Annotated in this window: 12 protein-coding genes; 4 read left to right on the top strand and 8 right to left on the bottom strand. The window is 43.2% G+C overall.

The window, feature by feature from the left end; all coding sequences use genetic code 11:
* Positions 1-239 precede the first annotated feature (239 nt).
* Entirely contained in the window at positions 240-1,409 is a 1,170-nt protein-coding gene (locus EKM67_RS06705; protein WP_125578263.1) for an MFS transporter, read from the bottom strand.
* Positions 1,410-1,896: 487 nt separating this feature from the next.
* Here EKM67_RS06705 and EKM67_RS06700 point away from each other — a divergent pair, with 487 nt between their 5' ends.
* Positions 1,897-2,244, top strand: coding sequence for an RNA polymerase sigma factor (locus EKM67_RS06700; RefSeq protein WP_164506598.1), 348 nt, complete (start codon positions 1,897-1,899; stop codon positions 2,242-2,244).
* Positions 2,231-2,986 carry a hypothetical protein gene (locus EKM67_RS06695; protein ID WP_125578261.1) on the top strand — a complete coding sequence of 252 codons (756 nt, stop codon included), beginning with the start codon at positions 2,231-2,233 and terminating at the stop codon, positions 2,984-2,986. The genes EKM67_RS06700 and EKM67_RS06695 overlap by 14 nt, the downstream gene beginning before the upstream one ends.
* Positions 2,987-3,055: 69 nt before the next feature.
* On the opposite strand, the gene EKM67_RS06690 is transcribed toward EKM67_RS06695, so the two are convergent.
* The 3 genes from EKM67_RS06690 to EKM67_RS06680 all read right to left on the bottom strand — a co-directional run bounded on the left by EKM67_RS06690 (position 3,056) and on the right by EKM67_RS06680 (position 7,708).
* Entirely contained in the window at positions 3,056-4,489 is a 1,434-nt protein-coding gene (locus EKM67_RS06690; RefSeq protein WP_125578260.1) for a 6-phospho-beta-glucosidase, read from the bottom strand.
* A 935-nt stretch (positions 4,490-5,424) separates the two neighbouring features.
* On the bottom strand, positions 5,425-6,792 hold the full coding sequence (locus EKM67_RS06685) for a PTS sugar transporter subunit IIC (protein ID WP_125578259.1): 1,368 nt from the start codon (positions 6,790-6,792) through the stop codon (positions 5,425-5,427).
* 178 nt (positions 6,793-6,970) lie between these two features.
* Positions 6,971-7,708, bottom strand: a complete 738-nt coding sequence (locus tag EKM67_RS06680) for a MurR/RpiR family transcriptional regulator (protein WP_125578258.1) — start codon at positions 7,706-7,708, stop codon at positions 6,971-6,973.
* Between the two features lie 266 nt (positions 7,709-7,974).
* Here EKM67_RS06680 and EKM67_RS06675 point away from each other — a divergent pair, with 266 nt between their 5' ends.
* Complete coding sequence (locus EKM67_RS06675; protein WP_125578257.1) at positions 7,975-9,450, top strand: UbiD family decarboxylase; 1,476 nt, start codon at positions 7,975-7,977, stop codon at positions 9,448-9,450.
* A 505-nt stretch (positions 9,451-9,955) separates the two neighbouring features.
* Here the strand turns inward: EKM67_RS06675 and EKM67_RS06670 are convergent.
* From EKM67_RS06670 to EKM67_RS06655, 4 genes are all read right to left on the bottom strand, one after another.
* A complete protein-coding gene (locus EKM67_RS06670; protein WP_125578256.1) occupies positions 9,956-10,786 on the bottom strand; it encodes a MetQ/NlpA family ABC transporter substrate-binding protein in 831 nt (276 codons plus the stop codon).
* A gap of 622 nt (positions 10,787-11,408) precedes the next feature.
* Entirely contained in the window at positions 11,409-12,497 is a 1,089-nt protein-coding gene (locus EKM67_RS06665) for a YdcF family protein (protein WP_125578255.1), read from the bottom strand.
* Between the two features lie 12 nt (positions 12,498-12,509).
* Positions 12,510-12,830, bottom strand: a complete 321-nt coding sequence (locus tag EKM67_RS06660; RefSeq protein WP_125578254.1) for a YjgN family protein — start codon at positions 12,828-12,830, stop codon at positions 12,510-12,512.
* Positions 12,831-12,936: 106 nt separating this feature from the next.
* A complete protein-coding gene (locus EKM67_RS06655) occupies positions 12,937-13,584 on the bottom strand; it encodes a YczE/YyaS/YitT family protein (protein WP_125578253.1) in 648 nt (215 codons plus the stop codon).
* A 201-nt stretch (positions 13,585-13,785) separates the two neighbouring features.
* Here EKM67_RS06655 and EKM67_RS06650 point away from each other — a divergent pair, with 201 nt between their 5' ends.
* On the top strand, positions 13,786-14,070 hold the full coding sequence (locus tag EKM67_RS06650) for a type II toxin-antitoxin system Phd/YefM family antitoxin (RefSeq protein WP_125578252.1): 285 nt from the start codon (positions 13,786-13,788) through the stop codon (positions 14,068-14,070).
* The last annotated feature ends 129 nt before the right edge of the window (positions 14,071-14,199 follow it).

The following is a 14,199-nucleotide window of genomic DNA, read 5'->3' as shown; positions in this document are numbered from 1 at the left end:
AAAAGAGACCGCACAAAAGCAAGCGGCATCTCTGAAATCGATTACATCTCATAACGATAAGATATCGTATTCTGATGAGAATTGCAACAGATTGTGCTCAGCACTAGCACAATTTTGTAGGGAAAAATAGTCACGTCTTTAGACATCAGGCAAATAAAAGCGCGCTAATTTTCAACCCTCTTAGCGCGCTTCTTAAAAATAGAACAGTATAAGTTCACTGTGTTATACGCAAACAAAAATTACTGGAGCACAACTTTTCGCAAAGCCCGAATTGCGAGCACCATCAAGGCAAACATGACCGCGACGAAATATGGAAAGATCTGCGTGCTTAAGTTTTGGGCAAGCAATCCAAAAATCGGTGGGATCACCATAAAGCTTAAAGAAGCTGCCGCCATTTGCGAACCCATCACCGATTGAGAAACATCCTGACCAAAATTGGTCGGCGTTAAATGAACTAAATTGGGATAGATCGGACCGTTCCCGAGGCCGATCATAAATAGCCCTGCAATCGCAATCGTCGTGTTAAGAGGTTGTATTAACAAAATAACGGCGATCACGATCACAATTTGACCCAGCTTGATCAGTTGCCAACTCGAAAGGCGCGTGGCGAGCATGCCAGATAAGAACCGGCCAACAGTCATGCCCACGTAGAAAAAAGTAATGGCAGCCGCGGCTTGGCTGATCCCTAACCCCCGCGAATTAACCAGATAAGTACTGCCCCACGTTCCGCAAGTCACTTCGGCGGCACAGGAAGTGATAAACGCCGTCCAGACCGCTGGAACGCCCGGTAATTTTGCGATCGACCTAAATCCTAACGTTTTTGAAGTTTGCTCGGATTCGAAAGTCTTGTGCTGTTTATTTTTCATCCGCCCCCACAACGGCAACGAAATAATCATGATCGCCGCAATTGTTGTTTGAATCAGAAAGGCTAAATGATAACCGCCACGCCAATTCGCATTTTTTCCTAAAGCTTGGCTCATGATAAACGGACTGATCGAAACACCAAGGCCATAGAAACAGTGGAGGAAATTCATGTGGGTGGCGCGATAATGCACGGCCACATAATTGTTCAACGCCGAATCGATTGCGCCCGCGCCCAATCCCAGTGGCACCGCGCAAATACAAAGCCAATAAAAATTAGCAGACAATGAAAATCCCAGCAGCGAAACGGCGGTTAAAACCGTACTGACTGCCGTGATCAGGCCGGTCCCGAAACGATTGATCAACCGCGCGCTGAGTAGACTGGCCGTGACTGTTCCCAAAGAAGTCAGCACTGTCACATAACTCGCCGCAGATAAAGGCAATTGAAATTCTTGATAAATAGCCGGCCATGCCGTTCCAAACAGTGAATCCGGAATCCCTAAGCCAATAAACGCAATATAGATAACCACTAACAGTAACGCCGTCATTTGTTCACCCGCAATCAATTCATTACGCCCATTGTATCAAGAAGCGCTGTGGAAAACTAGCTGTTCGACAAAGATCAAACGTTTATCTGCAGATACACCACGTTGCTAGAATTTTGGTGATCGGTTTGAAAATAATGGTATGCTGTGGGTAATGGCCCTATTTTTCTAATTATTAAAATAGTCGACCGTTTTTTAAAATAATTTTGACAATAAATGTCAGCTTTCACATTCCCTTTTCGTATTATTAGGTGTAAGCGAAGTTGGCACAAATTAATCGTCACAGAAGAAGATGAAATCGTGGATGAAACAGGATTGATTTCCGCATTACAACAGCATCAAGCAGACTCAATGAATCAATTGATCGAGCTGGAGGGTGACTTCATTCATCAACTCGTTATGCATAACCTGCCGTCACAATACGAGCGTGGTTATCTCGAGGATGTGGAGAACCGCTGCTATTATCAAATCTGGACGCATATCGAGGCGTATGACGCGACTCGCGGTGAATTTAGGCCTTGGGCTATCTGCCGTCGTTTGCAACCAAGCAAAGGACTATAAACGTGGTTTAAAGGCAACCTTCAAAACCATGGCACTAGATGAAACCTACTTAGCGGATTTAGAGACGCCCCCTGCAACAGAGCCGTTAGATTTCGACGCCTTATTTACACCCCTATCGCCGACCGAACGACAAGTTTTCCAGCTCTATTTTATCGACGATCTAACGCCACAAGAGATCGCGGCGAAACTCAAGATGAAACGCCTGGCAGTCTATAAACATCTATCTCGTGGGCGTCTGAAGTTAAAACAGGAGGTCAAACAACATGATCTTAACTAATCCATTCGTCGAAGTCGTCAACCAAATGAACGGCATCCCCAAGAAATACGAACCAAAGTCGACGCCCGAATTACGCCAGAAATATCAAGAGCGACAAGTCGCGCTCTACATCACAATGCAAGACGTCCTCACAAAAGTCACTCAATTATTAGGTGATGGCGAAAAAATCGTCAACTTTTTACCGATGACCAATGAGGACAACACCGCAGCCGCAACCGACGGCATCATGGGCATGTATGCACCACAAACCGATGAATCAAAAGAATATATCAAAGCACAAGATAGCTTGCGTGGAAATCGATTAATGGTCTTCACCAACCAACGGATCATTTTCTTCATCGTGGTTGAATTCATCGACGATCAAAGCCAATACTTCTCTTATGAGTACGACCAAATGCCGGCCATCAAATTTAAGAAGCATCAAATGAAGGCGCCTAAAAAAGGCGACATCGTCATTAATCAGGATCAACAAACTTGGTACACCTTAGATTTCGAAACCAAAGATGGTCATGTTTTTCAAGAATTTCTGACCGCCGACAATGGCAAAGTGTTCAAACAGAACTTATTGACGATTCCAGCGATGAGCCAGATCCGCATTACCAACCACGCCACCCGCAATAATCGGTTCGACCTGATTTTCGGGAATATTCTCACCGGATTTACTGCCTATAATGTCCTGGCAGCGTTGATACTGCTCCTGATGCTTATATCTTTACTGACGGCACTGCTTGGTGGCGCCTAGAATATACAGTATACAAAAACAGCGAACCGCTAATTTTCATTAGTGATTCGCTGTTTTTATTTTTCACAATTAGCCTAAATCTTCACCATTAGTAGCAATAACTTCTTTATACCAGTCAAAAGAATCTTTGCGTGAACGTGCCAAAGTCCCTTCGCCAGCATCGTTTTTGTCAACGTAGATGAAACCGTAACGCTTGTCCATCTGGCCGGAGCCTGCAGAAACAAGGTCGATACAGCCCCACGGTGTGTAACCCATCAAGTCAATACCATCATATTCAACGGCAAGCTTCATCTGTTCGATGTGGCGACGTAGATAATCGATGCGATAATCATCATGAACTTTACCATCTGCACCAACTTTATCGATGGCACCGAAACCATTTTCCACAATAAATTGTGGTAAATGATAACGATCATTGAACCAGTTCATGCCATAGCGCAAGCCCTCAGGATCAATGGCCCAGCCCCATTCAGAAGCCTTAACATAAGGATTCTTGGTGCCGTTATTTTCTTCGTCATAGTGATATTCCGGCGCACCACCATGATCTTCGATACAATTTGACATGTAATAACTGAAGCCGATATAATCAACGGTGCCTTTTTTCAAAGTCTCCAAATCTTCATCGGTGATATCCAAGTTATATTTATGATTCTCGAAGAAAATTGGCATCCAACTTGGGTAGCGACCGTTTGCATGAACATCTGCGAACCAGTAACGCGATTGCATTGCCTTCTCAGCCGCCATAATATCTGTTGGTTTTGCAGTCAACGGATAAATAGGCACCATGGCGATCATGCAGCCGATTTGATTGTCTGGGTCAACTTTGTGGCCTTCCTGAACGGCGATGGCACTAGCAACGAGCTCATAATGGCTGGCTTGATACATCGTACGTTCCATATCTTCGCCCTCATGCTTAGGCAAGCCAGAATTCGTCATCAAGGCGAAATCGCTCTGGTAATTAGTTTGATTATTAATTTCGTTAAAAGTCATCCAATACTTAACTTTACCCTTGTAACGCTTGAAGCAAGTCGTCGCAAATTTCACGAAGAAATCGATCAGCTTCCGATTCGACCAGCCACCATATTCAGTCACTAAATGATAAGGAATCTCGAAATGAGAAAGTGTGATAACAGGTTCGATCCCATATTTATGACATTCGTCGAATAAATCATCGTAGAATTGTAACCCTTCTTCATTAGGTTCTGCATCGTCACCATTAGGAAAAATACGCGTCCAAGCAATCGAAGTCCGGAAACATTTGAATCCCATTTCGGCAAATAGCTTTACATCTTCCTTATAACGACGGTAAAAGTCGATAGCTTCATGGTTAGGATAATTCTCACCAGGCAATACGCCGTCAGTAATCCGACGCGCCACCCCATTGGCACCAGCGGTCATCACATCGGCAACACTCATACCCTTGCCGCCGTCTTGCCAGCCACCTTCCAATTGATGAGCAGCAACCGCGCCACCCCATAAGAAATCTTTGCGTAATTTCGCCATAATAAACCTCTTTCTAAAAATAAAATTGTGATTAAAATAATCCAACAAGTTAAGTTTAACTATCTTAGCAAAGATAATCAATTAACAGGTGTACTGCATTGTGGATTGAACATATTTAAACTTATCTGTAAAAAAACTAAGCTACCTTCGGTCGTGGCTGCGTGGGGCAAGTGACGGCGGACTGTGGGGACGGTTCCAGAGTTTTCCCAAGTTCGGGGAAAAGTCTTCCACCTCGATTTCGAGCTTTTTCTCCGTCGCAAAATCGGCTCCTGAAAAAAATCTCGAAATACGCCCCTGCTGTAAGCGACGATGGCCCTGTCGCAACACCAGTTTCACAGTGTCGTCACTTGCCCCACGCAGCCGCGACCTAAACTAGAATTAGTTTAGTGGTGAACTCGGAAGAACTGGGTTTGAGCGGAATAGTTTGATTTCAACGCCGATTGCTTTGTTGCTGGAAATATGATCACGTTGGATATTTTGCTACTAAATATTTATGTTGCTCAGAAAAAATTTAAATGGGAAACGATCAACTCAGAATCCAAATCTACTTACTAGAATAGATCCACAGAATTTGCGGAAGAGAATGAACAGCACACTGTGATAATGGTCTTAGCGACAGAATTACCGTCGCTTAGAGAATGGGAAATTCGGAGATCTTGCGGTTTTTGCAAGAGCTCCAAATTTAGGCGGAAGAATTTTGGTGGGCTTCCAAAATCCTGGAGCCGTCCCCACGAGTGTGCTGTTCATTCTCTGGAGCAAATTCAAACTGCCATCAACCACGAACTAGCTTTTCAAACTATCTAAATTTAGGTGGAGGAACTTCCATTCCTCCAAAATCCTGCAGCCGCCATCACCCACAAACACGCCGCTCCAAGAATATAGCGTGTCACAAAAGTCAGATCGACTTTCATCACACGCCACATTTAATAGTGCTTTTACTTAGCAGCATCCTCTACTGGAGCTGCTTCTTCTTTTAGAAAGTCTTCTGTACTCTCACCATTTTCTTGAGCAAGCAAGATTTGATCTTGTTTACGCGCAAATGGCAGATAGATAAAGAAGGTTAGAACTAACATCAGTGCTTGCCAGATTGCGGTACGAACACCACCCACTAAGAAGCCTGAGAAAATTGGTGGCGTTGTCCAAGGCACCATCGTACCACCAAACATTGGGATCCAACCGAAGCGGATCGCGACCCAAGTCAAAATAGCTGAGGCCATAGGTGCTGCGAAGAATGGAATACCCAAAATTGGGTTCATTACAACTGGAGCAGCGAACAATACTGGTTCGTTAATGTTGAACACACCAGGAACGATCGACAAACGACCGAGTGTTTTCCATTGTGCTGATTTTGCAAAGAACACCATGAAGACCACTAAACCAATTGTCATACCAGAGCCAGTAACTGTCATGAATTGATCCATTAATTGTTGCGTAACGATGTGACCACCATTAGCAAGTGTTAAAGCTTTACCAGAATCCAAGATTTGTTGGTTAGCTTGTGCATTTGCTTGTAACAAAGGCCCCATGATACCACCGACGATCGTTGCACCGTGCACACCGAAGAACCATAGGAATGGCACTAAGAAGGCAATGGCTAACATACCACCGAATGAATCCGTCAAACCTTGTAATGGCGTTTGAATCGTTGAATAGATCCATTCCGTCATCGTTGACTTTGTAACTTTGTCGAAGAATACGTAGATCAACATGAAGCCAGTAATTAAAACAGTTGCTGGGATCAATGCCGTAAATGATGCAGCGACATTAGGTGGAACTTGATCAGGTAATTTAATTGTAATGTTCTTCTTCAAGAACCATGAGTAAACAATACCAACGATCAAACCGATCAGAATCGCGGCGATCATACCTTTACCGCCTAACCAATCACGGTCGATAAAAGTAGTTTGTGCCATTTGTGCTGGTGTTGCGACAACTTTATCGTTCAGTGTAACCCCGTTAGATGGGCGCATGACGATGAAGAAACACACGGCTGCAAGTAAGCCTGCAGGTAATGGCTCGTACCCTTCATCATGTACCCATGAATAGGCGATACCGACAACTGCGAATAAGGCCATGATCGCAAATGATGAATTATAAGCGACATTCCAATATGGCACCATACCCGTAGAAGCCATCCAGTTTGACCAAGCAGGAACTGGCAAGTTAGCCAACAATAAGAAAATCGAACCGACGATCGTAAATGGCATGACGTATAACATACCATTCTTTAGTGCATTGATCGGTCGTGTGGTCACGAATCTCATGATCGGTGGCAAAATGTGTTGATTGATCCAATTTTGCATTAGATACACTCCTCCATTTGAGAAAAATAAAAAATAGAATAATTTCTGTAAGCGTTAACTAATTGCTTACAGAAATCATTCTATCAACTTGCCAGATAAATGAAAAGGGTTTCGCATAAAATTGGTACAGTTCTTTTAAAAAGAATTTGTTCCGCCAATGGAACATGTTTCTCATTCTTTATAAGCTAGCGTCTGCGTAGCGTCCTGCCAGCGTTTCAAGTAGATAAACAACTGGAATCTGCGTGGTCATATTAACATGATCACCGGCGTTTCTCTCGGGCATGTAATACGAAATGGTTAAATCCGTCAGCCGTGCTAATGGCGAATATTCCTGATTCGTGATCGCAACGATTTTAGCATTGTGCTGTTTGAATTCCGCTGTTTGTTTCAAAACTTGTTCAGTCGTTCCCGAAACAGAGAGCACAATCAGCAAACAGTCCGAAAGATCTGACGTGCCATGTGCATCTGGTTGAAACGGATCCGTGTGTGAAAATGATAAGGCGCCAGCATTGTTCAAGAAGCGCGATCCATAAACCGCTAGACTTCCACTTGTTCCGATGCCGAGAAAAACGATGAAACGTGCATTTAAGGTCAATTGTAACCACGCGTTAATTTTCTGCTCGAACTCATCGCGGGAAACTTTCGTGAAGAAATCTGTCAACGGCGTATTTAGATCATAACTCGGATAAACGCGCTGTTCCGCATGCAACTCATCGCGGATCACGTATTTCAATTCAGAAAAGCCACTTAAATTCAGCTTGCGGCAGAAGCGACTGATCGTCGTCGTTGACACGTGTGCCTCTTGTGCTAGCTGACGGATCGTCAAATTCTGCAACTGCTTGGGATGACTGATTATGTAGTTGTAAACGTCTAATTCCAGTTCACTTAAACTCTTCAAATCAATATTATGAAACATGCCCTCACCTCAACCTTTCTCTGTTCATATTGTAACATTTTTCGGTAGTAACAACCTCTCCAAAATCATCGTTCAGTTAAAAATCATTACTAACTAGTACTCAGATTTTCGCTCACCATTCTTTTCCAGTCCATTTTGGAATATCAACAGCCCTCTTTTGAATTGATAGCCGTCTTTAATCGGCTTATGCTAACCCTATCAAGCAAAACAGTTATGTTTGTGCTGATTTTTTCCTAAAGCAATTTAATGAAGAAGGAGCTGAGTGTATGAGTCAAGAACCTTATGATTTACGCAAAGTTTTAGCAGAATTGAAAGAACAACCTGGTCAATACCACGAAACCGACGTTGAAGTCGATCCCGATGCTGATTTAGCCGGTGTGTATCGTTATATCGGTGCTGGTGGTACCGTGATGCGGCCAACGCAAGAAGGCCCCGCAATGATGTTTAATAACGTTAAGGGCTTCTCTGACACCCGCGTTTTGATCGGCTTGATGGCAAGTCGCAAACGTGTTGGTCAAATGTTCCACCACGATTACAAAACTCTAGGACAATTTTTAAACGAGTCTGTTTCTAATCCCGTTTGGCCAAAAATGGTCACTGAGGCCGAAGCACCTGCCCATGAAGTAATTCACCGCGCAACCGATGCGGATTTCGATATTCGTAAATTAGTCGCCGCACCAACGAACACACCCATGGATGCTGGTCCTTATATTACGGTCGGCGTTGTTCTCGGTTCAAATATGGACAAGTCTAAGAGCGATGTCACGATTCACCGAATGGTTTTGGAAGATAAAGATAAAATTGGCATCTATATTATGCCCGGTGGTCGTCATATCGGTGCTTTTGCCGAAGAATTCGAAAAAGCCAACAAACCTATGCCGATCACAATTAGTATCGGTCTCGATCCTGCCATCACCATTGGCGCAACCTTCGAGCCACCTACCACACCATTCGGTTATAACGAATTAGGTGTTGCCGGCGCCATTCGTCAACAAGCCGTTGATTTGGTCAAAGGTGTCACTGTCGACGAAAACGCCATTGCCCGTTCTGAATACACGCTGGAAGGCTACATCATGCCTAACGAACGCATTCAAGAAGACATCAATACGCATACTGGTAAAGCAATGCCTGAATTTCCCGGTTATGATGGCGATGCAAATCCAGCACTACAAGTAATCAAAGTAACTGCCGTAACACATCGTAAAGATCACCCAATCATGCAATCGGTTATCGGTCTCAGCGAAGAACATGTTAGCATGGCCGGTATTCCCACCGAAGCAAGTATCCTACAATTAGTTGACCGCGCGATCCCAGGAAAAGTGCTCAACGTTTACAATCCACCAGCTGGTGGCGGTAAATTAATGAGTATCCTGCAAATCCACAAGGCAAACGAAGCCGACGAAGGTATCCAGCGTCAAGCTGCTTTACTCGCCTTCTCAGCCTTCAAAGAATTGAAAACTGTTATCTTAGTCGATGAAGACGTCGATATTTTCGATATGAACGACGTCATCTGGACGATGAATACCCGTTTCCAAGCCGACGAAGATCTGATGGTCCTATCTGGCATGCGCAATCACCCACTAGACCCCTCAGAACGTCCACAGTACGATCCTAAGTCGATCCGCTTCCGAGGCATGTCATCGAAGCTAGTCATCGATGGCACCGTCCCTTACGACATGAAAGACCAATTCGAACGCGCCCAGTTCAAAGAAATCCCAGATTGGGAAAAGTATTTAAAGTAGAGTGTGGAAAGCAACGGGTTGAAATTAATGGCTAAGCCGCCACCAGATTTAAATCCCGTCCTTGGATTTGAACCTGGTGGTGCTTAGACACTTAATTTCAGTTGCTTGGAACACGTTTAGAGTGTGACAAGTCATGGGTTGAAAGTGAGGATTAACTTCGACTCACACTAAAATCCGGTCTTAGATTTCAGTGTGAGTCAAGTTAACCGCAACTTTCAATGACTTGGAACACATTTCAACAAGAGTGTGTAGCAACACGGGTTGAAATCAACGACTAAATCAGCGACCACTTAAAATCCTGCTCTTAGGATTTAAAGTGGTCGCTATTTAGACGCTTGATTTCAGTGTTGCGGAACACGTTTAGAGTGTGACATGTCACGGGTTGGAACACGTTTCAGCACGCAAAAAGCACTCCACCAAAAAAGCAGCTCTGAACTCAGCATTTGCTGAAAGTTCAGGGCTGCTTTTTAGTATCTTCAAAAAGATAACTCGATTTTAATTATAACTATTTCTCTAAAGTCCAGATTGGTTCTGCAGTGCCTTTGTAAACTTTAGCGATGATCTTAGCGGTAGCTGCTGTTCGATAAGCTTTGACAACCTTCTTGTAAGCCTTGTTGTTCTTGTCTTTCTTGTTAGCTGCAATCACGTTGATCCATTGCTTCGAACGTGCATTGACCGTTTCACGGAAAATCGCATCCTTAACCGTCAAGTCAGCGTCTGCGGCAATATCATTAGTAACAACTGCGGCTGTGACGTTCGTCAATGAACGCGCAGTTTGAGCGGCTTCTAATTCTGTGATTTTTAACTTCTTAGGATTCTTCGAAATGTCTTTGACAGTTGGTAATTTGACACCCTTTTTCAAAGTGATCAAGCCAGCTTCTTCCAAAACATTCAACGCACGGCCTTCGTTAGTTGCATCATTAGGAATGGCGATCTCGTCGCCGCTCTTAATGTCTTTCAGGCTCTTGATCTTGCTCGAGTATAAATTCAATGGGGCAATATATGTTTCGCCAACAGAAACGATGCTCGTCTTGTGCGCGTCATTCCAGCTATCCAAGAAATTATAGTGTTGGAACGAATTCAAATCGATTTGGTGATCAGTCAAAGCCTTATTGGGTGTATTGTAATCTGAGAATTCAACCAATTTCAAGTTGATATCTTGCTTCTTCAATTTTTTAACGATCGGTTTCCAGATGGGTTCGTCTGAACTCATGACCCCGATTTTAACTGTCGTGGTTTTCGATGAAGCGTCTGCCTTGTTACCACAACCTGCGATCACTAATCCTGCTAATAAAATTGTTGCACCCGTTAAAATTCTTTTAATTGATTTCTTCATTGTTAATTCCTCCAATAATTTTTAATCATATTTATGCTGAGTAATTGCTCGGCACGAGTTGAACGTTAATTGCCGCCAACTTTCACAGCTAATTTAAGTTCAACCAATTTGAAACTCACATAAAACAACCAAAACGTTAACTGCAGTTCTCATCTTTCCTCATTAACTAGCCATCATAATTGGCCTTTGAGCCGGCTGTACTAATTCTGCAAAACGAATGAGACGTTAACTGCAGTTACTCTCCACTTCAACTCACAAGATACAAAAAGAGTCCGCCTCTATTTCTAGAAACGAACTCGTCGTGATTACCATTCTAATTTGAGCTAACTTTACAGCTAGCTCCTCAGCAACGTACAGAAATATCCGGATATTTCGATACGCGTGCACGATAATGAGTGCCAATCCATCATCACCTTGCTGCTGCTTAGCGATGCCAATCTTCGAGCCATTTTCAATTGATCGTAACTACCTTACTCTCAGCAAATGTAAGTTTTCTGTACAGTCTTAGTCAATTTACTTACTCGTTCAATTTGTTTGTTGAAGTGAATTTTTATGATGTTTCTACTTTACATTAGAGTTTAAAAACTGTCAAGTACTTTTATTAAAAAAAGATGAGAAGATATTACAAACGGCCATTAAGTATAGTCGCAATCGTCAACAACACACCAATTCCAATAATTCCTAGAATAATAATTGCGTGCCGTTTCTTGTTGAGCAGAAAAACTGCGGCGAATTCGCGGATCAAGGCATTGGGTAAGAAATATAATCGCGTCGGCGCACCGACACCGTTTGCTGGTAGAGCCGCCATCTTCGCATAAAGACCCGCGCGGAAGGTGTGATAATTATTCGTGAAAAATTTGACTCGCGGTTGTTTTTTGCCTTGATGATCCGCGGCAATTTTATTTTTCGAAAACTGCATATTCTGCAACGTGTTCTTGGACGCGTCTTCCAATAAGACTAATTCTGCGGGCCATCCATGGGCGATTGCGTAGTCAGCCATAGCGCTGGCCTCTGAGACTTTTTCATCTGGACCTTGGCCACCCGAGAAAACAATTTTCGGCAGCGAGCGTCCTTTTGCCTTCTGCTTATCTGCAAATTTCATTGCAGCGTCGATCCGATTGCCTAATAAGCGTGAAACTCGCGTACCATCTAGCAATCCCGCTCCAAGAACGACCAGATAATCCTGGCGATAATTACGCGGATAGAATTGATATAACACCACATTGACTAAATAATTAAAGACGCAGAACCCGAGATAAAGTCCAACTGCCGATAGCGCGCCCAACAATGTGTTCAACCATTCTGGCAAGAACGAATTTACACCGATAATATTGATTACCCAGATGCCGATTAGGAATAATGCCAAGAACAACGTCAACATGTTCGCCAACACATGACTCTCGCGCTTCCACACGAGAACCGCATTCCACAGTAGCAACGCCCAAGACATGGCCATCACAATGGCTATCAGCACAACTAGGACGAGGAAAATAATGGCCATGGTGGTAATGAAAGTCGTATTCCCCGTATTAAAAATTAAAATAGCCAACTCGACTAGAAAAACGCCAAAAAATAACGTAAACAAAACACCGTTGATCAACCGACGCGGTTCTTTCAACCAACTGATCAAGAAAATTGCCAATAAAACTAGCGTTATAACGCCAAAAATTATGACAAGTCTTTCCAATTGTCCAGCTGTAATTTGCTCCATTGTTTGCCCCCGTTAATCGATAAAGTTAGTATGGCTTGCTTTCCAATCTTCGAGCTTAATATATACCCAGAAGCCATAAATTCCCAGCGTGATAATGGTTAGCACGAACCACTTGATCCACTGCCCAAATAATCCGATCGCAGAACCGGAGAAATGCATTCTATGACCATCAACCACGGTATGATTAATTTTCCACCCGTACATCATGGTTATTGCCCATGGATAACAAATACCCAGTGTACACACCGTAACGATCCAACCCAGGATCGACCAACCGATCAATTGTAATAATCCACCATCGAAAAAAGAACGACGCCCATCTCTCGTTTCCATCTTAAAAAGACCTCCGTGAATCAATCTAAGTCGATTTTACCATACCTCGACAGTTGATTGAACGGACGGAAGCCCGAATGATCGTGAATTAGATTTTCAAAATTGATTAGCGGTTCGAAATTTTCTTTAATAAATGTGAATGAACTTTATCACTCCAGAAAATAATGAACGGACCCGTGCCGAACGCAACAATCAGCGTCACCAATCCAAATGGTCCGCGCACAAGTAATGCGATCAGCATCGTTGTTGTGTCCTGAATGATCCGAATCAAGCGATATTTCTCGCTATGGGTGATGTCCATGATCATCGGTGTGATCGCGTCAAACGGCGAAACACCCACATCGGCAACAATATACATCGACAATCCAAAGGTGAAGATCAGCAAGCCGACCACGGCAACGACCACTTGCCACACAATAGTTGACGGATCTGGCAACACTTTTTGATAGAGTTCGCTGAAGAATTGAATCCCATAACCAACTAAGACCATATTGAAAATCGTGCCCACACCGATCAAATTCTTTTGAACGAAGAAGACCACGATCAACACGACAAAATTCAACGCCAATTGAAAGGTGCCTAATTGCCAACCGATCATTTTGGAAATCCCTAAATTCATCGCTGAATAGGGATCCATTCCGAGATTCGATTCCAATAAAATGGCGCCACCGAAAGATTGAATGATCACACCGATCAACGACATCAATGCGCGCAAGACCGTTTGCCGCTGAATTTTGAGATTAAAGTTTGCCATGTTGAGACTCCATCGTCATATTTTTTTATAAAAGCAACTAATATTCAGTGTAGTTGAAAGCGCCTCAATTTGCTAGCGAAAAACCCAACCAATGATTAATTTCTTCCGGGGACAATCTGTTTTCAATTGCCGGAAAAAGACCAATTAAGTTGACGTACGTAATTAGGTACATTATAATTAACGGGTGAAGGAGCTGATTAAATGCAAGAAATTTATACGCCCACCAAAGCACGTCAAAATTTATTTAATATTTTAAAAGAAGTCAACCAGAATAGCCGGCCGATCATTATCACCAAAGCCAACGGAGATGAGAGTACTGCTGGTGTTTTAGTCAGTAAACGCGATTGGGATGCACAGCAAGAAACAATGGCTTTGTTAGCTAACGGTCAGCTGCAGTTCGCCTTAGCACATGAAAATGATGAAACCGAAGATCTCGATGACATGCTAAGCTCGATCGATACAGAGATCAGCCAAGAAAATGACTGAATGGCATATTACCGTTGCTAAAAGTGCCCGCGGTGATTTAAAAAAAGTTAGAAAAAGCTATCTCGGCTCGGCTCCTGTCAAGAGGACAATCAAATAATTAAAGTGTTTATGCACATTCTTGAACGGCAT

The organism is Lapidilactobacillus mulanensis (assembly GCF_003946215.1).
Lineage (GTDB): Bacteria > Bacillota > Bacilli > Lactobacillales > Lactobacillaceae > Lapidilactobacillus > Lapidilactobacillus mulanensis.
This window is presented reverse-complemented; position numbering and strand designations above follow the sequence as displayed.